This window comes from Cyanobacterium stanieri LEGE 03274 (assembly GCF_015207825.1).
GTDB lineage: Bacteria > Cyanobacteriota > Cyanobacteriia > Cyanobacteriales > Cyanobacteriaceae > Cyanobacterium > Cyanobacterium stanieri_B.
The window spans coordinates 96,521-119,726 of record NZ_JADEWC010000002.1 but is presented as its reverse complement, the minus strand read 5'-3'; the positions used below and the strand labels follow the sequence as shown (position 1 = coordinate 119,726).

At 37.1% G+C, this 23,206-nt stretch carries 19 protein-coding genes; 7 read left to right on the top strand and 12 right to left on the bottom strand.

Annotated elements, in window-relative coordinates; genetic code table 11:
* Nucleotides 1-30: 30 nt before the first annotated feature.
* Entirely contained in the window at nt 31-2,355 is a 2,325-nt protein-coding gene (gene pcrA / locus IQ215_RS01535) for a DNA helicase PcrA (protein ID WP_193799561.1), read from the bottom strand.
* Between the two features lie 350 nt (nt 2,356-2,705).
* Between pcrA and IQ215_RS01530 the strand changes: the two genes are divergently transcribed.
* Together IQ215_RS01530 and IQ215_RS01525 are read left to right on the top strand one after the other, a co-directional pair.
* On the top strand, nt 2,706-3,239 hold the full coding sequence (locus tag IQ215_RS01530; RefSeq protein WP_193799560.1) for a hypothetical protein: 534 nt from the start codon (nt 2,706-2,708) through the stop codon (nt 3,237-3,239).
* Between the two features lie 243 nt (nt 3,240-3,482).
* Nucleotides 3,483-3,956, top strand: a complete 474-nt coding sequence (locus IQ215_RS01525; RefSeq protein ID WP_193799559.1) for a hypothetical protein — start codon at nt 3,483-3,485, stop codon at nt 3,954-3,956.
* A gap of 24 nt (nt 3,957-3,980) precedes the next feature.
* On the opposite strand, the gene IQ215_RS01520 is transcribed toward IQ215_RS01525, so the two are convergent.
* On the bottom strand, nt 3,981-6,497 hold the full coding sequence (locus IQ215_RS01520; RefSeq protein ID WP_193799558.1) for a mannose-1-phosphate guanyltransferase: 2,517 nt from the start codon (nt 6,495-6,497) through the stop codon (nt 3,981-3,983).
* A 164-nt stretch (nt 6,498-6,661) separates the two neighbouring features.
* Here IQ215_RS01520 and IQ215_RS01515 point away from each other — a divergent pair, with 164 nt between their 5' ends.
* A complete protein-coding gene (locus tag IQ215_RS01515; protein WP_193799557.1) occupies nt 6,662-7,747 on the top strand; it encodes a WD40 repeat domain-containing protein in 1,086 nt (361 codons plus the stop codon).
* A 22-nt stretch (nt 7,748-7,769) separates the two neighbouring features.
* On the opposite strand, the gene IQ215_RS01510 is transcribed toward IQ215_RS01515, so the two are convergent.
* Complete coding sequence (locus tag IQ215_RS01510) at nt 7,770-8,081, bottom strand: cupin domain-containing protein (protein WP_241735220.1); 312 nt, start codon at nt 8,079-8,081, stop codon at nt 7,770-7,772.
* A 65-nt stretch (nt 8,082-8,146) separates the two neighbouring features.
* Between IQ215_RS01510 and IQ215_RS01505 the strand changes: the two genes are divergently transcribed.
* Nucleotides 8,147-8,890: a class I SAM-dependent methyltransferase gene (locus tag IQ215_RS01505; RefSeq protein ID WP_193799556.1), complete on the top strand. Its 744-nt coding sequence runs from the start codon at nt 8,147-8,149 to the stop codon at nt 8,888-8,890.
* A 453-nt stretch (nt 8,891-9,343) separates the two neighbouring features.
* On the opposite strand, the gene IQ215_RS01500 is transcribed toward IQ215_RS01505, so the two are convergent.
* From IQ215_RS01500 to IQ215_RS01485, 4 genes are all read right to left on the bottom strand, one after another.
* Nucleotides 9,344-10,372 carry a chlorophyll a/b binding light-harvesting protein gene (locus tag IQ215_RS01500; protein WP_193799555.1) on the bottom strand — a complete coding sequence of 343 codons (1,029 nt, stop codon included), beginning with the start codon at nt 10,370-10,372 and terminating at the stop codon, nt 9,344-9,346.
* Between the two features lie 152 nt (nt 10,373-10,524).
* Nucleotides 10,525-11,037, bottom strand: coding sequence for a flavodoxin FldA (gene fldA, locus IQ215_RS01495; RefSeq protein WP_193799554.1), 513 nt, complete (start codon nt 11,035-11,037; stop codon nt 10,525-10,527).
* Nucleotides 11,038-11,200: 163 nt separating this feature from the next.
* Nucleotides 11,201-12,670: a transglutaminase domain-containing protein gene (locus IQ215_RS01490; RefSeq protein WP_193799553.1), complete on the bottom strand. Its 1,470-nt coding sequence runs from the start codon at nt 12,668-12,670 to the stop codon at nt 11,201-11,203.
* A gap of 27 nt (nt 12,671-12,697) precedes the next feature.
* Complete coding sequence (locus tag IQ215_RS01485) at nt 12,698-13,498, bottom strand: ABC transporter permease (protein WP_431355514.1); 801 nt, start codon at nt 13,496-13,498, stop codon at nt 12,698-12,700.
* A gap of 356 nt (nt 13,499-13,854) precedes the next feature.
* Here IQ215_RS01485 and IQ215_RS01480 point away from each other — a divergent pair, with 356 nt between their 5' ends.
* Nucleotides 13,855-14,901, top strand: coding sequence for a hypothetical protein (locus IQ215_RS01480; protein ID WP_193799551.1), 1,047 nt, complete (start codon nt 13,855-13,857; stop codon nt 14,899-14,901).
* A gap of 175 nt (nt 14,902-15,076) precedes the next feature.
* Here the strand turns inward: IQ215_RS01480 and IQ215_RS01475 are convergent, their stop codons facing one another.
* Complete coding sequence (locus tag IQ215_RS01475) at nt 15,077-15,463, bottom strand: hypothetical protein (RefSeq protein ID WP_193799550.1); 387 nt, start codon at nt 15,461-15,463, stop codon at nt 15,077-15,079.
* A 19-nt stretch (nt 15,464-15,482) separates the two neighbouring features.
* Nucleotides 15,483-16,214: a tetratricopeptide repeat protein gene (locus tag IQ215_RS01470; RefSeq protein ID WP_193799549.1), complete on the bottom strand. Its 732-nt coding sequence runs from the start codon at nt 16,212-16,214 to the stop codon at nt 15,483-15,485.
* Nucleotides 16,215-16,291: 77 nt separating this feature from the next.
* Here IQ215_RS01470 and IQ215_RS01465 point away from each other — a divergent pair, with 77 nt between their 5' ends.
* Entirely contained in the window at nt 16,292-17,623 is a 1,332-nt protein-coding gene (locus IQ215_RS01465; protein ID WP_193799548.1) for a glycosyltransferase family 4 protein, read from the top strand.
* A 142-nt stretch (nt 17,624-17,765) separates the two neighbouring features.
* Here the strand turns inward: IQ215_RS01465 and IQ215_RS01460 are convergent, their stop codons facing one another.
* Together IQ215_RS01460 and IQ215_RS01455 are read right to left on the bottom strand one after the other, a co-directional pair.
* Nucleotides 17,766-18,986 (bottom strand): HhoA/HhoB/HtrA family serine endopeptidase, encoded by a 1,221-nt coding sequence (locus tag IQ215_RS01460; protein WP_193799547.1) that lies wholly within the window; start codon nt 18,984-18,986, stop codon nt 17,766-17,768.
* Between the two features lie 398 nt (nt 18,987-19,384).
* Complete coding sequence (locus IQ215_RS01455; RefSeq protein ID WP_193799546.1) at nt 19,385-21,196, bottom strand: aspartate kinase; 1,812 nt, start codon at nt 21,194-21,196, stop codon at nt 19,385-19,387.
* A 182-nt stretch (nt 21,197-21,378) separates the two neighbouring features.
* On the opposite strand from IQ215_RS01455, the gene IQ215_RS01450 reads away from it, so the two are divergent.
* Nucleotides 21,379-22,203, top strand: a complete 825-nt coding sequence (locus IQ215_RS01450) for a hypothetical protein (protein WP_193799545.1) — start codon at nt 21,379-21,381, stop codon at nt 22,201-22,203.
* A gap of 246 nt (nt 22,204-22,449) precedes the next feature.
* On the opposite strand, the gene IQ215_RS01445 is transcribed toward IQ215_RS01450, so the two are convergent.
* Nucleotides 22,450-23,103 (bottom strand): PAP/fibrillin family protein, encoded by a 654-nt coding sequence (locus IQ215_RS01445; protein ID WP_193799544.1) that lies wholly within the window; start codon nt 23,101-23,103, stop codon nt 22,450-22,452.
* Nucleotides 23,104-23,206: the final 103 nt, after the last annotated feature.

Sequence of the window (23,206 nt, the reverse complement as noted above, 5' to 3'; positions counted from 1 at the left end):
TCACTGCCGTTGAGCCATGTTATCCCCCACTTAAGTTAACTTAGATACCTTAGTATGGCTAGGATTAATTATCTTTCTTCCCACTTCAAAGTTAACCACGATAGTATGTTTTTTGCCCAATCCTAAAATATGGGTGACAACACCCGTGCCAAATGTGGGGTGATACAGGCGATCGCCCTCCTGCCAGTTTTGAGAAGACTTTGGTTTTTCCTCCTTCTCCTCAGTAATGATATTACCCACCGCATAACTAGGAGTTAAATTAGTAGAAATCAAATCCTGTGGCAACTCCCCTAAAAACTGCGAAGGCGCACAATAATCCACACTACCCCAAGAATAACGCTCCCGGGCATGGGTAAGGAACAACTGTTCTTTTGCCCTTGTAATACCCACATAACATAAACGTCTTTCTTCCTCCAAATCCAAAGGATCATTTAAACTACGATTATGGGGTAACAAACCCTGCTCAAAACCCACCAAAAACACCACAGGAAATTCCAAACCCTTAGCTGAATGCAACGTCATCAGAGAAACCGCCGAATCTCCCTCATCCAAATTATCTAAATCAGAAGCCAAAGAAGCACTACTCAAAAAACCTTCTAAACTGCTATCCTCGTTATCCTCCTGAAATTGCATCATGGCATTCAATAACTCATTAAGGTTTTCCTGTCTATTTTCCGCCTCATCTGTGCCTTGTTGCTTCAAATCATCCAAATAACCCGAAATCTCTAACACCTGCTCCAAAATCTGCACCGCAGGGGTATCCTTCACCCTTTCTTGACAATCGCTAATTAAATTAGCAAACTGAGTAATTCTTTTAGAAGCCCTACCTGCGATCGCATTTACCGAAGTTTGATCGCTAATTATTTCCCAAAGAGGCACATTTAACTCCTGAGAAGCCGTAATTAAATTTTCCGTAGTAGTCTTACCGATGCCCCTTTTCGGAGTATTAATAACCCTCAATAAACTCACCGTATCCGCAGGATTAACAATCAACTTTAAATATGCCAAAGCATCCTTAATTTCTCTTCTTTCATAAAACTTAAAACCCCCCACAATATTATAAGGAATATTACGCCTAATTAACTCATCCTCAAACGCCCTCGATTGAGAATTAATACGATATAAAATAGCAAACTTACCCCAATCCAAACTAGGATTTTGTTTGACCATACTTTCAATTTTTCGCACCACAAAAGAAGCCTCCTCCCTCTCATTATTTCCCCGATAACAATAGATAGCTTCCCCCTCCCCACGGGTTGCCCGTAACACCTTATCAATCCTCTGACTATTATTTTCAATCAAATAATTAGCCGCTTGTAAAATATTTTCCCGAGAGCGATAATTTTCCTCCAACTTAACCATGGTGCGAGTATCATCATCAGCTAAACCATCCCCAAAATCTTGCTGAAAATTTAGCAAAATTGTAAAATCTGCCATGCGAAAAGAGTAAATAGATTGATCCGCATCACCTACCACAAAAATAGATCTATTTTGCCAATTCCAATCCGTTTTATTCGGTTCATTATTAGTAGCTAAAAGTTGAATTAATTGATACTGAATTTGATTAGTATCTTGATATTCATCCACCAAAATATGTCTAAATTGTTGATGCCAATAACCTAAAATTGATTCATTTTGCTGAAAAATACGCACAGGAATTAACAATAAATCATCGAAATCAAGGGCATTATTTTTTGCTAACTCATTTTGATATTCTTCGTAAATTTCCGCCAAAACTCGCCCCCGATAATCAGGTCTTTCAACGGCATATTGAGAAGGAGAAAAACCCAAATTTTTAGCATTACTAATACCATAACGCATTTTTTTTGGATCAAACTTTTTATCATCCAAATTGAGCTTTTTCGTAACAATATTTTTAATCAAACTCTGCACATCAGACTCATCAAGAATGGTAAAATTCCTTTCCCACTTTCTACCTTTCTCATCCTGATATTTATTAATATCAAAGCGTAAAATTCTCGCACAAAGACTGTGAAATGTACCCACCCAAAGGGGTTTGATCGTGCCACGATAAACCCTAGATCTAATATTTTTTTGTTCTAATTCTGGTAAAGATTCTAACTTTTGTTGATGCTTCCTATATGCCATTTCTTGGGCAAAAATTACCTCAATCCTCTCCTTCATTTCTTTGGCTGCCTTATTGGTAAAGGTAACAGCGAGGATATTTTCTGGGGAAACTTGATGGGTTTTGATTAAATTTGCGATACGATAAGTTAAAGCTCTCGTTTTTCCTGAACCTGCCCCTGCAACTACTAACAGAGGGCCATTAAAGTGTTCTACAGCTGTACGTTGAGCAGAATTAAGCTGTTGGAGAAAGTCAGAGTTAGGAATCATCAAGAAATTAGATATTTGCAATATACACCACCTTATTATAACAGTCAGTAGGTTTCATCCGAATTGTGTTAGGAAAAATTAATTATTAATTGACAAAAGATTTAGATTTTATTTTGTTGATTTATACTAATTTATAAAAAAGCAGGTAAGCTAATGGATTTGAACAAAATATGTTTAATAAAACTGAATTTTATTTTAATAAATATACTAGATAAACATTCACTAGATAGTTATTTAATGATTAGTCATCATACATTCTAATTGACTTAATAAACAAGTTTATAGTAAATATTTTATTTGGCATAATATTATTATAATTTATTTGAAAAAGCACACTTTTACTAACCCCTATGAATAAAATAATTTTTAGTTTAATATTAATAATAACTACCCTTTTTAGCCAAAAAAGCTATGGAGAAAATACAAAAAAATCAAACAACCAATGTAATCAAGAAATAACAGAATTAGCAGATAAATTAGTAAATGACATTAGTGATTATGGCAATAGAGTAATTCAAAAATCCCGTCGGGGGGCGGCAAACTCCCCAATTATGCCCATATATATCATTACAGCAGGGCAATGGGAAATGGAAAAACTACCTTTGTCGCAGAGAAGTTACGGGGCTAATAATTCATCTCACATTGAACAAATTTTTTTTACTACCCGTGAAAGACAGTATTTGAGTGATACAAGGCTAGAAGAAACAAATAATTATCATTGGTTGTTATTAACCCCTACAAATAGAGGTTGGGATATGGTGATGTTGTTAACAAGATTTGGTGAGGTTGGGGATAATGGATTAGTTTCCCCTGTGGTTGATACTACTTCAGGGGTAGTTGGTGAGGCTGTGAGGTTATGGTTAAGGGATTGTCGTTTTAACTAATTGTATCAAGTCCGAATGATCACTTACAAATCAATTAGAGTAAGGTTTCAGGCTTCTGGTTGCAGGTTACAGGTAACAGTTTATTAATTGTCAATTGTCCATTGTTAATTGTCAATTGTTTAGATCTTTACAAAGGTAATTGATTGCAAGGGGAGTGATTTTATCGCTATATTAATCCGTATTGATGAAAAATTTGATCTAAAATTGATGGGTAAAAGAATATTCTTTGGAAATTATCAATTTATGTGGAAATCCTTAATTTTTTCGTCTTTACTGTTTACTACAACCAATTTAGCTTTATCATCTTTAAGGATAAACGCTCAAACAGAAACTAACAATAATCCCCCTGCCGAAACTTATCAACCCGGTTTCTGGCAACCTGTGGCAAGGGTAAATATGGAAAAGCCCATTAGTTTAAATATTATTAATAAAACGGGGGTTTTTCTTGATTATTCTTTTACGGATGAAACTCTTACTCCTACGGTTTTAAGGCCTGATGACACTGCTACTATTAGAAGTTTAAATCCAGAAAATTCTATTTATTTGGTGATATATCCTGATATGAATAATCCTAATGCTTCTCGTATGAGTCTTAAATATTCGGTGGAAGTGACAGAGGATAATGTTATTAATTTGACAGTGAGCGTCATAGAGGAAATTAGTAAGGGAAATCGTACTTTTAATTTACAACCTACAGGAGCTATTTTTCTCTATTAGTAAGCAATTTGCTGTTGTTCCAAATTAATCATTCACCTGCTGAGTAATAATAAACTTTTGAATCTTCGAGCGATAAATCTGGGCATACTTATCAGCCCATTCTTTGCTATCACTATTGGTATAAATATGAACCAAAGACTCCCCCGCATCAGGTAGAATCAAAACCCAATTATCAGAATGAGGCTCAATAATTTTCACCCCGTCAATTAATTCTAACTTTTCAGGGGATTCGGTTTCTACCAAGTAACGCATCAGCGCACCTTTAGTCTTGAGAGGACAACGCAAAGACTGGGATTTATGACATACTTTAGGTAATTCTGTTCTTACCTGAGTTAAAGAGCGCTCTTGCACCGTCAACATTTCAATGAGTTTGGCAATGGAAAACATGGCATCAAAACCGGGGTGAAGATGGGGAAAAATAAATCCCATGTCTCCGCTACCCCCTAACACTACATTGGGATTATTTTGGGTAGCCTCCATTAAAGCGGTGGGATTAGCTTTGGTGCGAATTACCCTGCCATCATGGCGACGGGCAATTTGTTCCACTGCACTGGATGTATTAACAGGTACTACCACAGTACCTCTGGGGTTGGCTGTGAGAATAGTATTAACCATTAGGGCGGTTAATTCTTCTCCCCGAATTTGTAACCCTGATTCATCTACTAAGATAAATAATTCTCCGTTGGCGGAAACCTGTACCCCAAAATTAGCTTTGAGGGCTTCTACCACATGACCTAATTGTATTAATAAAACTTCCCTTTCTTCGGTGGAAATAGCCCTTTGTCGCAAACTAGCATTTAATACGACGGCATCGCAGCCAAATTTTCCTAATATTTGGGGTAATATTGCCCCTGAAACTGAATATACATAATCGATAACAATTTTGGCGTTACTGTTATGGATGGCTTCTACATCTAGTTGTGTCTCAAAGGTTTTGCGATAGGTTTCAATAATTTGGGAGGGGTAAGACATATCACCAATGTCGATACTGTGTACCCTTCTTAAGTCTTCTTTGAAATAAGCTCCTTCGATTTTTTTTTCTTTGGGTTTGGGAATATTAATACCTTTTTCATCGAAAAATTCAATTAACATATCTTCGTGGCGCTCGGGGTGTAGGCGCACATGGACTCCCCCTTGGACTCCTAATTTGGGTGTCATGGTACGGGAGATGGGAATGGCGGTGGATTCAAGGTTTTGAATGTCAATACCCACGGACATTAATCCTGCAATCAGAGAACGACTTACCATCCTTGATACGCTTCGTTGATCCCTTGATACCACTACCGATGAGCCATGTTTAAGGATTGAGCCGTAGGCAGCCCCTAGTTTAACGGCAAATTCTGGGGTGATGTCGATGTTGGCAAGGCCGGTTACGCCCCGTTGGCTAAAGAGGTTACGATGGGCTATATTACCCCAAATTAGGTTGATATTGAGGGTTGCTCCTGATTCGATTCTTTTTTGGGGCCAAATTCTAACTCCGATATTGATTTGGGATTCTTCACCGATGTTGCATAATGCACCGACTACGACTCCTTCGGATATTTGTACTCGTCTATCCATTCTTGTACCCCGTGCTACTACACAGGCGGAGAGGGAACATTCATCACCGATGGTGACGCCGTTACCGATGATGGGGCGGTTTAATTCTACGTCGTTGCCTATGGTGACGTTATCGCCGATGACGGTGCTTCCTTCTATTTTGGTACGGGCGCCGATACGGCAGTTGTTACCGATGAGGACGGGGGCTTCGATGATGGCGGTGGGATCTATATATGTATTTTCTCCCATCCAGATGCCGTATTCTATTTCACGGTAGGCAAAATCTACTAATACTTTTTTGTCGATCGCATCGTACTGGGATTCCCGATAGGCTTCGAGGTGGCCCACATCGCACCAATAACCATCGGCTACATATCCGTACATGGGCGCACCGATTTCGAGGAGGAGGGGAAATAAGTCTTGGGAGAAGTCTGATTCTTCGTTTTTGGGGAGATATTTGAGGACTTCGGGTTCGAGGATATAGGTGCCGGTGTTAACGGTGTCGGAGAATATTTCACTACTGGAGGGTTTTTCGAGAAATCTTTGGATTTTACCTTCTTTGTCGGTGATGACTACTCCAAATTCGATAGGGTTTGGTACACGGGTGAGGACGAGGGTGGCTTTGGATTGTTTTTCACGGTGAAAGGCGATCGCCTTTTGAAGATCAAAGTCAGTGATACTGTCTCCACTAATGACTAAAAATGTATCCTGTAATAATTCTTCTAAATTTTTAACACATCCTGCCGTCCCTAGGGGTTGTTCTTCTTCTACGGCATAGGTCATCTGTACCCCAAATTCACTACCATCTTGGAAATAGTCTCGCATTACGTCGGGGAGATAATGGAGGGTGGCAATTACTTCGGTAATGCTGTTACGCTTGAGTAAATTTAAAATATGCTCGGCAATGGGGCGGTTTAACACTGGTACCATGGGTTTTGGTAAATCACAGGTTAAAGGACGCAATCGAGTGCCTGAGCCTCCCGCCATTAAAACCGCTCGCATAAATTCTCCGTTCTTTTTTTTGAAAGTGATATGGTCAATTTTTAGCCTAACATTTATTAACTCACAATGGGTTATTTGCCATGGCTGATTTTGAATATTATTCTTTGTTTAGTGGGTAATGTTAATGGTGATAATATTTTTATCTATAATTTTGACAATTTTTTATGAGTAGCAAAAAAACAAGTAAAACAAAGTATCAAAAACAATGGGAAACTTCCCTTGATGAATATATTATGGCCATGGATTGGTCTATGAGTGGGGACTTGGCGATCGCCTCTGCCCGTGGGGAGGTAAAAATAAGAAGGGCTAATAACGACATGGTAGAAACTCTTTTAGATGCTTCCCAAACCAACGAACATCCTGTCAGTTGTGTATCTTTTTCCCCCCAAGGAGACTTACTGGCCGTTGGCACTATCGATGGCAGATTAAGGGTATGGCAGATTAAGCCCGACATTGATTTAATGAAGATGTTTGAGTTTCCTAAACCGAAACAATGGATCGAAAATGTTCAGTGGCATCCTTCCCAACCTATTTTAGCCTTTAGTTTTGGTAATTATGTTCAGGTATGGGATGCCGAGGAGCAACAAATCTTAACCACGATACCTTTTCCTGATTCTTCTGTGTTAGATTTACAATGGCATCCTACGGGGGAATATTTAGCCATGGCAGGAAAGGGGGGAATCCATATTTGGACGACTTCTGATTGGGATGATGATCCTTTTATTGCGGAGATGGATGGGGCTTGTAGTAGGGTTGCTTGGTCGAGGGATGGTAATTATCTGGCGGGGGATTGTTTTGATAATAGTGTCTGGATATGGTGTTGGGAAAACCTAGAAACTTGGCATTTATCAGGTTTTGGGGGCAAAATTCGCAATCTCAGTTGGTCAACTCCTCCGGCTGATACTGCTCCCTTGTTGGCCATTTCTTGTTTTAATGGTGTGATTCTCTGGAAAAAGGCTGAGGACGACAATGATGGTTGGTTTTCGTTGCCATTACAAGCCCATGAAGGTATTGTTGAGGCTTTACAGTTTAGCCCTTGTAATTTTTCCTTTGTTTCGGCTGATGATCAAGGGATGTTATTTTTTTGGAATGAACACGGAAAAGCAGAACAACGATTTATCATTGAAGATGATGGCTTCAGTGCGATCGCATGGCATCCTGATGGTACAAAATTGGTGGCAGGAAGTCGCAACGGGAAGGTTATTATCTGGCAACAGGTAATACAAAAAAGGGGCAAAGGATTTGCTTAATAGACTCCTATTCCTAAGATTTTTAATAAATATGTATTGCCAACCAAATACAATTGGGGGATGTTTTTAAAACTCGGTGCGGCGTTTGAGCGGGAATAAAAAAGTAGTCTCCCGCCTTAAGATTAACCATGTCATTGCGCACCCTTAATTGCGTTTCCCCTTCAAGCAAAATTATCCATTCATGGTGATCTTGATTATAAGTCTTATGGTAAGGGCGATCGCTACTTACAATCCTTTCTATAACAACATTCTTACACCGTAACAACTCAGAAAACTCCTCTCCATCCACCAAAAAAGGAAGATTATCAAACAAATTCTCAACTTTTGGCATCATAAAACATCCACCATTACTCCCAACCTCTGAGATAATAGCAAAAATTTCGCCCCAAAATTAAAACAATGTCATCCATCAAAAACATTATCCTTGCCCTCACAATTCTGATAGTCACCTCCCTATTATTCACCTCCTCCCTTACCTACCAACCCACCGAAGCAAAAAACAGCCAATTTTATCAATATCAAGCCCTCCATAACAAAGACGGCATCGGTAAATATTACCTGGGTAGAGAAATCGCCAAAGTAATGGGGCATAGAGAATTTCTATGGTTAGAGCGCCCCAACAGAGAAAATCAAGAAAAACCGAGCGCCGTTATTTCCGCCCTCAACCTCAAACCCACCGATACCATCGCCGACATAGGTGCAGGTTCAGGATATTTCAGCTTTCGTCTTGCCCAAAAAGTACCCCAAGGCAAAGTTTTCGCCGTAGATATACAACCCGAAATGTTAGATATTATCAAGTTTTTAAGTGAAGAAAATCCTCAACTACCCGTAATACCAGTATTAGGCACAAAAACATCACCCAACCTCGAAAAAGAATCCATCAACCTTGCCCTAATGGTAGATGCTTATCACGAATTTACTCACCCTCGAGAAATGATGGAAGAAATCGTCACCGCCCTACGCCCTCAAGGTAGAGTCATATTAGTCGAATACCGTAAAGAAAATCCTTTCATATTCATTAAAGGAGTCCATAAAATGAGCGTTACTCAGGTAAAAAAAGAAATGGAAGCGGTGGGTTTATCATGGGTAACCACCGAAGAATTTTTACCCCAACAACATTATATAGTCTTTGAAAAAACTTAATTAACTTGAGGAGATGAGGAGTATGGGGAATGAGGAATGGATGTGATGGGGAGTGGAGGAGATGAGGAGTATGGGAGTGAGGTTGATAATAGTTCAATTTATTCAACCAACCACCATTAGCCATGTAATTCATTACACAGTGAGGCGGCGAAGATACAATCTATTGAGAACAAATTATCCGAACTTGATATAATTCATTGCCCAGAGAGTGATAATATTTTTTCTAAATCGAACTTGCTATCATAACTAATTATTCTGAATTGAGATTAAATAATTTTGAGCAAAAAAAGAAGAAAGAGTAACCAAAACAATTACAACTTTCTTCTGCTACGATAAAAAGAGAATCATTAATAAGCTATGGACAATTTCCCAATTTTGTCCGTAACGCAGTGGTGGTGAGAGAAGGTTAAGTATTTGTCTAATGTAGTAGCCTCCCATCTCACCATTCTTTTTTTAGGCTTCCAGAGACTCAAAGGCTTTTTCAACTCGGCGAAAATCAAACCCTAAGGCTCTGATAGCGTGCCATAAATGTCCTTGTAAGAAGAAAAAGGCAAGGAAGAAATGAGCATTGGCCAACCATGCACGGGATGTATTTTCACCGTAGGGCAAGTTAACGGTATCAGCGAAGTAAGGTACGATGCCCAATTTAACCTCCAATACTGGGCCATAAAACTCTACAGGATAGGCAAGGGTATTAACTGCACAGAAGTAGGCCGCTACAAACCCAGCGAGGGCAATTCCTCCTAAGGAGTAGGAAAGGATTGCTTCCCCAGAAAAGATTAATACTTTTCTTGCCCATTTGAGAGGAGGTACAAGGATATGCCACACTCCTCCACCAATTAACATAATACCCACATAGATATGACCTCCCACAAGATCTTCTAAGCTAGAAATACTAGCGAAGTGGGTTTGATAGCTATAGATGGTCATCACATCAAGGGTGGGGTTAGTTACTAACCTGACTGTTTGGGTGGTAGAGTCGTACAATCCGCCCCAATACATGGCTTTTCCTGCTAGGAGTAAAGCTCCAAAACCAAGGAACAAGAGATGATGTCCGAGGATAAGACCCAGTTTAGCAGGATCGTTCCAGTCAAAATGAAATTTTTTCGCTTGTCCTTCGGCTTTCTTGAGATCATCAGGGGCTTTTAAGGTGTGAAATAATGCTCCTGCACCTAAAAAAGCGGAGGAAATCAGGTGAATTGAACCAATCACGAAGTAAGGATAGGTGTCAACCACTGCTCCTCCTTCTCCTACTCCCCAACCAAGGGTGGCTAGGTGGGGTAAGAGGATTAAACCCTGTTCACCCATGGGCAAACTGGTGTCAAATCGGGAGATTTCAAAGAGGGTAAAAGCCCCCGCCCAGAAGGCTGTAAGGGCGGCTTGTCCTACATGGGCGGCAATAAATGAACCGCTGAGATCGGCAAATCGGGCATTTCCTGCCCACCAATCATATTTTACGTTGGGGTTGTCGTAAGTTTGCATAGATAATCAGTTGTTAAACAATACTTATTAATATTTTTATTCAATAAGCGTATTAATAAATTAACTTAGTTGCTAAATATATGCAATAAAAATCCTGTAAAGTTTTGTTAATAAGTTTAGGCAGAACCATGTTCTGCCTTATGGGCTATGAATTAGAGACCAAATTCTTGTTTAATTTGAGCGCTCCAAGATTGAATCCTAGATTCGGTTAAGTCAGATTGATTGTCTTCGTCAATGGCTAATCCCACAAACTTGCCATCTCTAAGGGCTTTTGATTCGTTAAATTCGTAGCCTTCTACAGACCAATAACCTATGGTTTGCCCCCCTTGTTGGCTAATTTTTTCCTCTAAAATGCCCATGGCATCTTGGAAGTTGTCGGCGTAGCCGATTTGATCTCCTGCTCCGAAATAGGCTACTTTTTTGCCTTGAAAGTCAACATCGTCAAGATCTTCGTATAATCCTTCCCAGTCGCTTTGGAGTTCGCCTACGTTCCAGGTAGGGCAACCAATAATCAAGCATTCGTAATTGCTCAGTTCATCTACTTCTACGTCAGCAACATCGTATAAGTCAACCACTCCATCTCCTCCAAGGGCTTCTTGGATTGATTCTGCAAGGGTTTCGGTGTTTCCTGTTTGAGTGCCGTAAAATAAGCCTATTTTTGCCATAATTTGTGATTACTTCTATTTTTAATTACAGTTACAAACTATTGATAATTACTATCATTAGTTTTATGAATAGAGTAACCTAATTGCAATCTAGTTGCAACTAATTGAGGAATTTAATGGATTTTTAAATTTTCTTATTATGGCGAGGGATAAAAATTCAATATTAATGGTTGTAGCGTAATAAACCCCAAAAGTTGCGATCGCCCGGAAAACGAGCATAAACAATGACTTCACCCCGAGAAACCTCTACATTGCCTGTGAATAGATTGCCGTAACGAGTTAAGGTTGTCCAATTATTGGAAGATTTATCAAATACTTTGACATCAATAGCGTTGTCAATTCTTAGTTTAAAATAATTATTCTGTTGGGGATTTAATTGTTTTTGGACAGGAGATTCTAGGTAGCCATTATGTTCAGAAAAATGACTAAAGGTAAAGGGAAATTCTTGATTTGTTTGACGATTTACATTAATATCATATCCCAAAATAAAGGGATAATTATTTTCTTGATTAGGGGTGCTACCAAATATTTTTAATTGATAATTTTTTCTTTCGGGAAATGATGCTTTTATATTAATTAATTCTCCTTGTCTTTGAATAAAAGTGTGTTGTCCTTCTATTTCTTGATCGTTGGATTGTAAGGAGGTGATCGCCACTATATTTTGAGGGGCTTTTAGGGTAATATTAACTACATTATCGGCAATAATATTTTTATTTTTGTGGGTAACTAATTCAAAGTTATTACTAAAAAAATGATGAGAGACAGTGGGTAAATTATCAAAATTATTCCTGGTATAAGGGGTGTTTAATAATTGCCATTTATTGTTTTCAGGGAAATGGGTATAAATAAAATTTTGAGGAGCAGTTGCAAAATAAAAATCATTAAATCCCTTCTCAAAACGATCATTATTAATAATACCAGCGCCCCAGGTAGGATCTAAAATATACCATTTACCATCAATTTGCACCCCATTCCAAGCATGATTAACGTTATTGTCATTACCTACGGCATAATCAACACCTTTGGCATAGCCAATAACAATTACTGATTTTAAACCCATATTTTGGGCTAATTGTTGATATAAATTAGCATAACCTGAGCAGATAGTTTGACGATTATCTAAAACACTTTTAACGGTTACATCAGGATAGATATTATAATTCATAAAAGTATTAAGGGCTACCACATCATAGGCAATGTTATGGGTAATCCAACTATAAATTATCCTTGCTTTTTCTACATCAGTGGTAGCATATTGACTCAACATATTGGCTAATTCTGAGGCGGAATTTCCAGAATATTGAATTGCTAATGCTTTATTATCTATGTCAGAAAATTTAGTTTTATCAAGGGTGTTAATATCACCAATAACAATTGGTTCATTAAATTCAGTAATAAATTCTTGGGTTAAAGATTTTAGAGAAGTTATCCTAAAATTAAAACTATTAATAAAACTAATTATATTTTCATAGGTTAATTTATCTTCTAAAGGCGATCGCCACTGAGGATTGGCATAATGATTAAAAACAAGAAAACCAACCAAAATCAATAAAGGAAAAAAACGACTTTTCTTCTTGCCTCTTTTTTGTTTTCTTTTCCGTGAACGACGATTATAATTATGTTTATTTCTCATGAAAACCTCAATAACTTAACAATTTATTTAGCGCATACGAGGCGTAAAAAATTCCGTTAAACCCTCTCCCAGTAAAGATAAACCCGTTACCATGACAGTCATTGCTAACCCCGGAAATAAAGCAGTCCACCAAATTCCTGTAGATAAACCATCCAAAGCCAATCTAAGGTCATAACCCCATTCTGGCACATTTTCAGGTAATCCCAAGCCCAAAAAACCCAAGCCCCCTAAAATCAAAATTGCATCCGCCGCATTGAGGGTGAATAAAACAGGTACACTTTGGACAACATTAAAGAATAGGTGTCTTGTCAAAATCCTTTGGGGTGTTGCCCCCATGGCATAAGCCGCCTCGATAAATAACTCTGTTTTTACGCTGGTGGTATGGTTACGCACTACCCGATAATATTGGGGAATGTAGGAAATAGACAGGGCAATGGCTGCATTGAAAATCCCTCTGCCCACCACAAAAGCGAGGGTAACAGATAATAATAAGCCTGGTAAAGTGTAAATTGTATCCATTAAAAATAATAAAAATTTATCTAATTTACCGCCAAAATAACCACTAATTAAACCCAATGGAACACCAATAATTAAACTTAATCCTGTGGCTAAAATTACTACTTTAAAAGCTGCTTGAGTGCCAAAAATGGTTCTTGAAAATACATCATAACCTTGTCCTGTAGTTCCCCACCAATATTCACTACTAGGAGGGGCATAAATTGGATTAATAAGAGATTCTAAGGGATCTTTAATTATATTTATATTTTGCAAAAAAGAAGCACTTACAGCAAGGATTAAAAAACATAAAGTGATAATAATACCGCCCATTAGCATGATGTTATTTAGGGTCAATATTTTTAGGTTTTTCTGGTTAGATTTTATGCCAATCATTTTTGATATATAATTTAATCAATGGTTAAATAATTCTAGGGCTAATAATTTTAAAAATTATGCTATATTTCATTATTTTGATCCACTTTTTAGGATTAAAGTAGAAAAATTACTTAAGTATTTTTTTAAATTATTAAAGTTTATCTTAACTAAATAAGTCTATATTTTATCGTATTTCAAATAAAAATAATAGATCATAAGATAAGTTAAATAATGTTAACGATAAACAATTTATTTTATTTTTTTTGTTAATCTAAGTAAATAGAAGATAATATTTTATAGGTTTTAAGACAATGTTTAAAAAAATTAAAGCCGTTTTAACAAAGGATTTATTTAGCACCGATGATAGTTTATCGGACTCTAGCAATAAAGAAAATGTTCCCGAAAGTGCCATAGTTAATCATAATCAATTACTGTCTGAGATAAAAATATTAAGTTCCATCGCTAAAACTTTAGATAGTGATTCTTTTACTCAATCAGATTTTCTTTTTTATTTAGATATTCGGGCTTCTTTTGCTCAAAATAATGGAGCGTATGAGGGGTTAGAAAATAGTGCTGAATTGTTAAGAGTTGCGATCGCAGCTCAATCAATATTTTTAAAAATTGAACAAACAGAATTACGCTACCGTAGTTTAAAACAACAGGAATATTATAATTATGTATTACAAATATTGACTGAGGAATTTTCTGAATTAGAAAAAGAAGAAGAGGAAGATAATGGCATTTTAATAGCTAAAAAAAAGGCTACTTCAAAAAAAGTATATTCCCCCGAAGCATTTAAAGATAAGTTAGATCAAAAACTAGCAGAAATTAATTCCACGGTTAAAAGTGAAGAAGGAAAAACTGCCCTTAATGATTATGCTGAATCTGTCAAGCAACTGGCTACAAAAAATGATATTGGATTACGATTATTATATTTATTTAAGAGAACAGATATTAAAGATTTAAGTATTTTAAGGGTATTATCAGATATGGTAAATTACTTACAATCTAAAGATTTAAGAAAAACCAATGCGGTTGTAGATTTAGTGAGAAAAAATCAAGAAATTTTCATCCAAGTAACTCGAATTATTGGTTTACCAAAAAGTAAAGAAACATTAGAAAATTATGCTTTAATTTTGCAATATTTAGGATTGAGTAAAAAGCATGAAAAAAATTCAGAACAGTTTTTCCGGCTCATAGAAGTTATGCAACAATGGGTTACTTTATATAATACCATTGAAGATCATCGCTCCCAATATCCCGCTAAAGAATATAATCTTCCTCCAGAATATAAAAAAGAAATTATGGGTGTTGATATTTACCGTAAGTATGAAAAGTATATTGATATTTTTAAATAAATAGAGTATTTTAAAAAAATTGATTAATTAAGGTGCGCTTTTAAAAAAAATATTAATATTCATTAATTATGAACTATCAAGTTTTCTATATGACTTATGGAATTTATTATCTTGTTATAAAAAATTACTTAATCAAAGTAAATTTTTTAGTTTATTTTTATTGATAGATTGAGTATTATTTACAATAATCATTTATTTCATTTATAACCTCATTTTGTTGGCTGAATAAATTAATTATTTTTTGTTGATAAAATATACCTTCGTCTTGATTTTTAGTTTGATAAGCATCGATAAATTTTCGAGTATTTTCGCCATACTCCTGATATATTTGAGATAACTTTAAACTATATCTTTGTAAGTTGTTATCCTCAAAAGTTTGCTCATTAATTATCTTGCTCGTTAATTCAAAAGTTGTAGCGGTATCGAGTATCATTTCTAAATCATTATCATTTAAGGTACTAATTTTTTCCTCAAGGGGCAAAATAATTTTAACTAATTGACGACAACTAGAAATCCTTGCATCAGCACAACTAATGACAAATAAGTATAAAAAAAGTGTCATTAATGTATGCTTACAAATATTAATTATCACTACTTTTTTCACCTATAATAATACGAGCTAAATATATTTTTTCCTCTATACTACTACAAATGTTGTCATTATTAATAATGTTTTCACTTAGGGCAATTATATCTTGATATAATCCTTGAGAATAAGCCACGCTAATTAAACTAGCAATAGACCAATAATCTTTGGGCTTTATTTTTAGTGATTGTTGATAATTTTTTTTTGCTAAATCTAACTGATTTAATTTTTGGCGACATTGCCCACAACGATAATAACACCAATAATCATTCGGTCGAATATTGAGGGCTTGTTGAAAAAAATCTAGGGCTTGAAGGTATTTTTTTTGATAAAAGTAGGCTTTTCCTAAACGATAGATAACCCAATAATCTGAGGGATTATTTTCTAACGCTACTTGTAAAAAATCAATGGCCTTTTGGTGATTACCTATTTTTTCTTGGAGGATATAACCTGCACTATACCAAGCCCAATAGTTATTTTTATCAATATTACAGGCTTGATGAAAACTGTTGACGGCTTGAGTGTATCGCCCTAATTCTTCTGATACCTTGCCATGGTAATACCATGAGAAATAGTCATGGGGATAATATTCTAGTGCTTTTTCATAACAGAATAGTGCATCATGTAATTTATTGTGCGATCGCAACATATTCCCCTGATTATACCAACCGTGATAATTATCAGGACGACATTCTAGGGTGCGATAAATACCATTTTGTTCAACCATAACCCGTAGAAATAAAATTAAAACACCTTACAGCTTTTAGTTTACCCTAGTATAGAAAGAATTATTAACAAGAAAGAATGACCAACCATAAAAAAGTTGTTTTTTGTGCTTCAGATTTAGAAGAAAAATATTATCGTGGCATTGGTTTTTATGCCCAATCAGTAATCAAAACAACCAAAAAATTAGGCTATACTAACTATCTTTTAACCAGTGCAAAAAGTAATCAAATAAACAATTTACAACAACTAAATATTTTAAGAAAATTAGATGATCCCATAGAACCATCCTTACGTAAAATAATATTAGATTATCTTTCCACATTTATTGGTAAAAAACAATCAAAAGAAGTCAATCAAGTAGCAAGTAGTTATTATAACAACAATAAATTAAACTACTTATCCGCCGTAGATGGATATATTAATCAAACCTCCATTTATAAAACCATCAATCTTCATGCCGTCTTATCCAATAAACCCTTCGATTTAGAAACAAAACAAGCGGATATACTCTTTACCGCCGCCCCTTCCCCAGTAAAAAACAAATATAAAAACGGTTTAACAATTCAAACCATCCATGATTTAATTCCCCTTGTCACCTTATACCATCCCCCCGCCATTCGTTTTAACTCCCTTTTTTATAAAAACGTTTTAGGGGCGCTCGAATATTCCGACTTAATTCTAACTATTTCCGAATTTTCTAAACAAGAAATATTACAAACATTTCCCCAATCAAAATACGAAGACAAAATTAAAGTAATATATCAACCCATTCCCATTGATGAAGAAGATAAAAAAGTAGCTGAAAATCAGATTTTTAATGAAGGTATTTTAAACAAATACAAACTAGAAAAACAGAACTATATATTATACGTTGGTGCATTGGAAATGAGAAAAAATATTGATCTTCTTATTGATGCTTATAGTGCCATAAAAGATAAAATAAAAATGCCTTTAATTTTAGTAGGCTCTTTAGGTTATGGAAAAGAAACATTCATCGAAAAAATAGACATTAATCCCGACACAAAAAATGTCCGTATTACCAAAAGAAATTATGCTTCCGTCAGACATATAGGCTACGTGAATGACTTAGAAAAACTAATATTACTACGCAATGCTAATTGTTTTGTATTTCCTTCCTTATATGAAGGTTTTGGCTTACCCTCCCTTGAAGCCATGGCCATGGGATGTCCTGTGTTAACCTCGAAAATATCAGCTATCCCCGAAGCCTGTCAAGATGCAGCCTTATATGTCAATCCTAATAGTATTCCCGAAATTGCTGAAGGTATCTTAGAAATGGTTAATAATAATAGTCTGCGAGAAGAATTGATTGCCAAAGGAGAAAAACTAAGTAGTCAATATACCTTTGATAATTATCAATCGCAAATTGCTACAATTTTATCTAATACTTAATAGTACTAAATCCGTGAACTAAAATATTGATATTGCTAATTTGTCAGTGATCAAGCGGACTTGATATTAAATATAAAATACAAAAGCAATCACCCCCAATAAAAAGATGATTGCTAAGTTAAATATTCAATGGAAAACTTGATTAACGGGTGGGTAATACTCCGAGGGTAACATTAAGACTAACTTCTTCTGTGTTGCGTTTTAACCTGAGCTCTAAATCATTACCCACACGACTCGAAGCAACGGCTTTTTGTACTGCTTCGGCATCAGTGACGCTCTCAGGGCCAATACCTGTAATAATATCCCCTGGTTGTAAACCAGCTCTAGCCCCGGGGGAATTGGGGGCAACTTGTACTACTAAAACTCCACGTTCATCCCCTGATAGTCTAAAGCCTTGGCTTTCGATTCTTTGGCGATTTTGAGGGGTAATGGAAACCATGGAAATTCCAATGTAAGGATGTTCGACTCTACCATCGGTAATTAGTTGTTCGGCAATTTCGGCAGCTCGGTTGATGGGAATGGCAAAGCCTAAACCCTGAGCATTACGAATAATAGCGGTGTTGATGGCAATTACTTCCCCTTGGGCGTTTAATAGGGGGCCACCTGAGTTACCCGGGTTGATGGCGGCATCGGTTTGGATAAAGTCAAGGCGTTTATCTCCTACACCAATTTGGGCGCTCGATCGCCCCGTAGCACTTATAATACCCGTAGTAACAGTATTATCTAATCCAAGGGGGTTACCAATGGCGATCGCCCATTCCCCAATAATTAAATCATCAGAATTACCTAACCTTGCCACGGGCAAATTATCCGCATCCACCTCAATAACAGCCAAATCCGTCAGGGCATCAGTACCTAAAACCTGCCCTTCTAAAACCCGTCCATCCTTAAGACTAACGGAAACCTCAGAAGCCCCCTCCACCACATGGGCATTAGTCAAAATTTTACCATCGGCGCTGATAATAAAGCCAGAGCCAGTGCCTTCCCTTGTTTCCTCCTCAGGAATATTGGGAATTTGATCCCCAAAAAATCTACGGAAAAAAGGATCATTAAAAATAGGTGGAACTTGTGTACTAACAGTACGAGAAGCATTAATTCTAACCACCGCCGGCCCTACCTCTTGCACCACCTCCGCCACAAAGTTTACATTGCCATTGCGATTCATTTCAGGAATCCTAGCAACAGGGGAAGGATTATTACTTTCTTGAAGGTTATTACTTTCTTCGCTAGAAGAAAAGGGTAGGGTAAAGGCAGATGTTTGGGAAATATTTGTTAACGAACTAACCCCCATTCCAATTCCTAAACCAACTACCAATAAGGATGTACCTGCGCTTAATTTAGATAATAAAGATTTTTTACTCATAATATATTACCTTTCATTGATTATTTACTTTTACTAATAATTATAGATTTTTAGAAATATGGTTTGGGGGAAGTCAGCTTAAAGTGCGAAGGAGATAAAGAGGAAAACCTTTTTAAGCTGACTAAATTTAGTATAAACAGTGTCTATGACTTTCCTATGAACCTGAGATGAACTTTTGTTGAACTTTAGCGATAAAAGGTGGGGAGTAGGGGTGGTGGGGAGATGAGGAGTAGGGGAGTAAGGTTGATAATAGTTCAATTTATTGAACGATAAACTGTTAGCCTTGTAATTCATTGCAAGGCAAATAATGATATATTTTCAAAATCGAATTTTGTATTAGGTCATAATTTATTAATTTTCCATTGTTAACACCTTCATTGACGATGGTTTTCCCGTCTCTATTTCCAGCTAACCGCAGGAATATCGGCTTTTACTTCCCCCCCAAGGTTAAAGGCCTTATGGACTGCTTTGAGGGCTTGTATGCCTTGCTCTTGGGATACCACACAACTTATTTTAATTTCCGAGGTGGTAATCATGGAAATGTTAATTTTTTCTTGGGCAAGGGCGGCAAAAAATTGGGCGGCAATACCAGGATGTCCTACCATGCCAGAACCGACAATACTTACTTTGGCAATGTTATCATCGATCGCCACTTGGCGGAATTTAAGACTATCTTGTAATTGATTAATCGCTTCGGCTGCCTGATGGGCATCAGATTGGGCAACAGTAAAGGCAATATCGCGCATGGGTACACCATCGACTAAACGACAACGTTGGGATTGAATAATCATATCAACACTGATGTTTTCTTCGGCAAGGGTAGTAAAAATTTTCGCCGCCATACCGGGTATATCTGGCACATAGAGGATGGCGATTTGAGCTTGATTTTTATCCAGGGCAACCCCCCTCACAGGCACGAGGTGACTTTGTTCTGTTTTTTCCTCGCTGTAGGTAATATTAGAACTATCGATGTTGAAAGTATTACACAAAGAAGCGATCGCCCGATCGCACTCATCCTGATTAACAATACAACTAACCTTCACCTCCGAGGTAGAAATCATTTGAATATTAACTCTCGCATCCGCCAAAGCCCTAAACATCTGTGCGGCAATACCAGGGCGGCCAATCATTCCAGCCCCTGCGATGGCGATTTTAGCAATTTTCTGTTCTACTAAAATATCCGTCGTACCGTTTTCATCTAGTATAGGGGCGATCGCATTTGCCACCGCCTCCGCGTGGGGTAACATTCCCTTAACCACCGTAAAAGCAATATCATTACTATTACCCTCATGGATAGACTGAATAATTAAATCTACATCCACATCCTGACGGGCAATTTCCCCGAATAGTTTTGCAGCTACCCCAGGGCGATCGGCAACCCTCAACAGAGCAATCTTAGCTTGATCCGAGTCAAATTGTACCGCATCCACCGCCTTAGTGATTTCCAACCCAATCAAAGAACGTCCCTGATTAGGGGGAGAAATTACCCTCGTACCAAGATCATCCGTCCAACTAGATTTAACCACCAAAGGCATCCCAAAATTACGAGCAATTTCCACCGCCCGAGGATGTAACACCTTTGCCCCCAAACTCGCCAACTCCAGCATCTCATCACTGGTAATCTCCGATAATAACTGAGCCTCAGGGACAATTCTAGGGTCAGTGGTCAAAATACCAGGCACATCCGTATAAATTTCGCAACAGTCCGCCCCAATGGCCACCGCCAAGGCCACCGCTGAAGTATCAGAGCCCCCCCTACCGAGGGTGGTAATCTCCAATTCCTGAAGGTTACTAATACCCTGAAAACCTGCCACTACAATTACTTTTCCTTCCGCTAAATGCTTATTAACCCTTTCGGTTTTAATTTCCAAAATTCTCGCCTTGCTATGATGAGCTTCCGTGACAATACCCACTTGCGCCCCCGTCAAAGAAATGGCAGGTTGTCCCATTTCCTGCAACGCCATACTAAGTAAAGAGATGGAAACCTGTTCCCCCGTAGAAAGTAACATATCCATTTCTCGACGACAAGGATTACTCGAAATTTCCTGCGCTAACTTAACCAAACTATCTGTCGTCTTACCCATGGCGGAAACAACTACCACAACCTGATTACCTTCTTTAACGGTTGCACAAATCCGCTTACTAACTTCTTTGATTCTCTCCGTAGAGCCTACAGAACTACCACCATATTTTTGGACAATTAGCGCCATATCTTCAACTAAATTTCGATTTCATCACAACAGCAATAACTAATTAATATTAACCTAGATCTTCTTTGTATGCTATTTTCCCAGAACCTTCAAACCATAAGTTAATTTTTTTTGCAATTTCAGGAGATCGCACAAAATCAGCTAAAATAGAATGTTCACAATCAAATTAACCACTTAACACTATGACTGGAAAAGTAATAGATAGTGGTGCTAACGGTTTACTATTAGTATTACTGCCTTTCGCTCTTGTAACCATGGTGGTTTTTGTCGCCTGGCCCCTGATTGTGGGAGCTTTTGCTCTTGCGTTGGGGTGGAAGCTATGGCAAACCTACCAATGGCAACAACTATCTGCACAAATTGATCCTTTATTTAATCAATTAGTAAACGTCAACCAAGGATGTTTAACTATATTGGATTTATCTACAAAAACAGGTTTGAGCGCTCGTATATCTAAATGGTATTTAGATCGTAAAAAAGAAGAATATGGAGCGGTAAAAAGACTTTATGATGGTCAAGGAGTAGTTTATTATTTTCTAAGCGCGAATACTTTGGGCAGTATTCTTGATGAGAGTGAAGCCGAATCTGCACCAAAAACCAATTTAATCCCTTCATCCGATGCTTATTCTTCCCAGAAGGATAGCAGCAACGTAACTCAAACTCCTGCCCCATCTACAGGGGTTGTTGATACTGCGGTTGTGCAAGATAATTCATCAACCGTTCAAGAATCTGTTCATGATACCAATGACGACAATATGTCGGAAAATGATAATCCTCCCTCAGTAGCCCCCCCAGAGGAGATAAAATCTGATTTAGGAGAGGTTATTAAAACTTCTACTATGGTTTTAAATCAAACGGAATTAGCTAAACGATTAGAGGTTAGCCCTAGCACTGTGGGTAAGAGAAAGTTAGATGATGATTTTGGGATTTGGAGTCAAAGTCGAGATCCTGACGGCATTCCATGGATTTATAAGGAGGAGGAGAAGGAGTTTATCCCCAGAGAATCTTAATTTTTAAACTTGTTTACAATTACAGGGGAGAAATTAGATAGTTTTTCCTCGTCTTTATTTTGATAACAAGGGGGTCAAACCCCTTATACTCACTTGGGTTTGGAATAAAGTTTTAGATTAAAAAATTTACAAACACTGTATGTTAATTAATTTTCTGGTATTTCGTTCCATCAAGGAATTAACAGAGGCTGGTGGTATTTTAAACCTGTAACCTGCAACCTGTACGGACGTAGCATGTTACGTCCCCTACCATGCTGACAAATCCCGAACTGAGGTTAAAATAAATAAACTCCCATCTCCACCCCTACCAATTCTTAAATTTTCATCAATGTAGCTGATAGTTAAACTAGGGATTCTACCCTGAGGGTTACGGGCATCAAATGTTTTAACAGGATCTAGCATGGGTGTTTTAAATCCTGCTATTTTTTGGATGGACACATATCTTTTTTCAAAATTAACATTAATAGTGTCCGTCGGTAAAATTTGCGTTGATTCAATTTTGGGAGTAAAACTAGCGGTAACTTTCACATAACCATTAATCATTTTAGAACTATGTTCGACAAAGGCAATATTAAAAAAAGATACCTCTTGAACATTGATGATTTGATACACTTTTCTGAGTTTAAATCCTAAGGGAAGTTTATTTAATGAACGAATTTCCCTAGCGCTAGAGTATTGTAATTGCCAGATGCCGTCGAGGAGATTGGTGGCAAATTGTAGGGGATTGGGGAAGGGGTTGAGAGTTTCCAGATTTTTGGTTAATTCATCGATGGTTTGAGCTTCCCTAGGGTTAATCATGGTGTCGGTGATGGGATACTCGGGGTTAACATCGATTTTAATGGCGGTATTTTTGATAGTTGAAAGCAGTTTTTCTTTGAGTTTTAGACGACTATTGATCATTTAATTTAATGGGAAAAATTAGATTAGATATTGATAGAAAAATTTTGGGTACTATAAGCAATAACTAGAAAGGCTATAATATTGATAGTTTAAGTCTTTTTCC

Excerpts from the sequence above, each read along its gene's own strand:
- IQ215_RS01455 (WP_193799546.1), bottom strand. The coding sequence starts at position 21,196 with ATGGCGCTAATTGTCCAAAAATATGGTGGTAGTTCTGTAGGCTCTACG.
- IQ215_RS01510 (WP_241735220.1), bottom strand. The coding sequence starts at position 8,081 with ATGATGCCAAAAGTTGAGAATTTGTTTGATAATCTTCCTTTTTTGGTG.
- IQ215_RS01480 (WP_193799551.1), top strand. The coding sequence starts at position 13,855 with ATGTTTAAAAAAATTAAAGCCGTTTTAACAAAGGATTTATTTAGCACC.
- fldA (WP_193799554.1), bottom strand. The coding sequence starts at position 11,037 with ATGGCAAAAATAGGCTTATTTTACGGCACTCAAACAGGAAACACCGAA.
- IQ215_RS01525 (WP_193799559.1), top strand. The coding sequence starts at position 3,483 with ATGTGGAAATCCTTAATTTTTTCGTCTTTACTGTTTACTACAACCAAT.
- IQ215_RS01470 (WP_193799549.1), bottom strand. The coding sequence starts at position 16,214 with ATGGTTGAACAAAATGGTATTTATCGCACCCTAGAATGTCGTCCTGAT.
- IQ215_RS01520 (WP_193799558.1), bottom strand. The coding sequence starts at position 6,497 with ATGCGAGCGGTTTTAATGGCGGGAGGCTCAGGCACTCGATTGCGTCCT.
- IQ215_RS01505 (WP_193799556.1), top strand. The coding sequence starts at position 8,147 with ATGTCATCCATCAAAAACATTATCCTTGCCCTCACAATTCTGATAGTC.
- pcrA (WP_193799561.1), bottom strand. The coding sequence starts at position 2,355 with ATGATTCCTAACTCTGACTTTCTCCAACAGCTTAATTCTGCTCAACGT.
- IQ215_RS01515 (WP_193799557.1), top strand. The coding sequence starts at position 6,662 with ATGAGTAGCAAAAAAACAAGTAAAACAAAGTATCAAAAACAATGGGAA.
- IQ215_RS01500 (WP_193799555.1), bottom strand. The coding sequence starts at position 10,372 with ATGCAAACTTACGACAACCCCAACGTAAAATATGATTGGTGGGCAGGA.
- IQ215_RS01460 (WP_193799547.1), bottom strand. The coding sequence starts at position 18,986 with ATGAGTAAAAAATCTTTATTATCTAAATTAAGCGCAGGTACATCCTTA.
- IQ215_RS01465 (WP_193799548.1), top strand. The coding sequence starts at position 16,292 with ATGACCAACCATAAAAAAGTTGTTTTTTGTGCTTCAGATTTAGAAGAA.
- IQ215_RS01490 (WP_193799553.1), bottom strand. The coding sequence starts at position 12,670 with ATGAGAAATAAACATAATTATAATCGTCGTTCACGGAAAAGAAAACAA.
- IQ215_RS01450 (WP_193799545.1), top strand. The coding sequence starts at position 21,379 with ATGACTGGAAAAGTAATAGATAGTGGTGCTAACGGTTTACTATTAGTA.
- IQ215_RS01485 (WP_431355514.1), bottom strand. The coding sequence starts at position 13,498 with ATGGGCGGTATTATTATCACTTTATGTTTTTTAATCCTTGCTGTAAGT.
- IQ215_RS01475 (WP_193799550.1), bottom strand. The coding sequence starts at position 15,463 with ATGACACTTTTTTTATACTTATTTGTCATTAGTTGTGCTGATGCAAGG.
- IQ215_RS01445 (WP_193799544.1), bottom strand. The coding sequence starts at position 23,103 with ATGATCAATAGTCGTCTAAAACTCAAAGAAAAACTGCTTTCAACTATC.
- IQ215_RS01530 (WP_193799560.1), top strand. The coding sequence starts at position 2,706 with ATGAATAAAATAATTTTTAGTTTAATATTAATAATAACTACCCTTTTT.